Source organism: Streptomyces sp. 13-12-16 (assembly GCF_002114215.1).
In the GTDB taxonomy this organism is placed as follows: Bacteria; Actinomycetota; Actinomycetes; order Streptomycetales; family Streptomycetaceae; genus Streptomyces.
Genome location: NZ_NCTE01001143.1, coordinates 1 through 1,084 on the forward strand (window position 1 = coordinate 1; position 1,084 = coordinate 1,084).

The window sequence follows — 1,084 nt, forward strand, 5'->3', positions numbered from 1 at the left end:
CCGCCGGGCCGCGCCCGGCCCCCGGCACGCCCGTGCCGCTGCCGTTGTCGGCGAGGACCGGGCCCGCCCTGCGCGCCCGGGCCCGGCAACTCGCCGACCACCTGCGGGCCACCCCCGGTCTGAACCCCGTGGACGTGGGATTCACCCTGGCGACCACCCGCGCCGGCCTCAACCGCCGTGTCGTCGTGGTCGGCCGCGACCGTGCGGAGATCCTCGGCGGACTGGACGCGCTGGCGCAGGACGCCCCCCTCGACGGCGCCGCGCGGACGACCGGGCTGACCGCCTTCCTGTTCACGGGACAGGGCAGCCAGCAACCGGGGATGGGCAGGGGGCTGTACGAGGCGTTCCCCGCGTTCGCGCACGCCTTCGACGAGGTGTGCGCGCTGCTCGACCCCGCGGTGCGCGAGGTGATGTGGGGCGACGAGAAGGCGCTCGGCCGTACGGAGTTCACACAACCGGCGATCTTCGCCTTGCAGGTGGCGCTGTTCCGGCTGTTCGAGTCCTGGGGCGTACGGCCCGACTTCGTGGCCGGTCACTCGATCGGTGAACTGGCCGCCGCGCACGTCGCCGGGGTGTTCTCCCTGCCGGACGCCGCCGCGTTGGTCACGGCGCGGGGCCGGCTGATGCAGGCGCTGCCGCCCGGCGGCGCGATGGTGGCCGTCGAGGCCACCGAGGAAGAGGTCCTCCCGCTGCTGGGGCAGGACGTCGGGATCGCCGCCGTCAACGGCCCCTCCTCCGTGGTGCTCTCCGGAACCGAGGACGCCGTCGCCGCCGCCGTGGAGCGGCTGGGCGGGCGCAGGACGAACCGGCTGCGGGTCTCCCACGCGTTCCACTCGCCCTCGATGGACCCGATGCTGGAGGAGTTCCGCCGCGTCGCGCGGAACGTGGCCTACGCCGAGCCGCGGGTGCCGGTCGTCGCGGCGGGCGAGGTGACCGACGCGGAGCACTGGGTGCGGCACGTGCGCGAGACGGTGCGGTTCGCCGACGCGGTGACCCGGCTGGAGGCCGAAGGCGTCACCCGCTACCTGGAGCTGGGACCCGACGGCGTCCTGACCGCCATGGCCCGCCAGTGCCTCACCACCAC

Annotated in this window: 1 protein-coding gene; it reads left to right on the top strand. The window is 75.2% G+C overall.

Annotated features, from left to right (window positions below; genetic code table 11):
- The coding region (locus B7767_RS36570; protein WP_143652836.1) for an acyltransferase domain-containing protein at window positions 1-1,084 on the top strand (1,084 nt) is incomplete at both ends.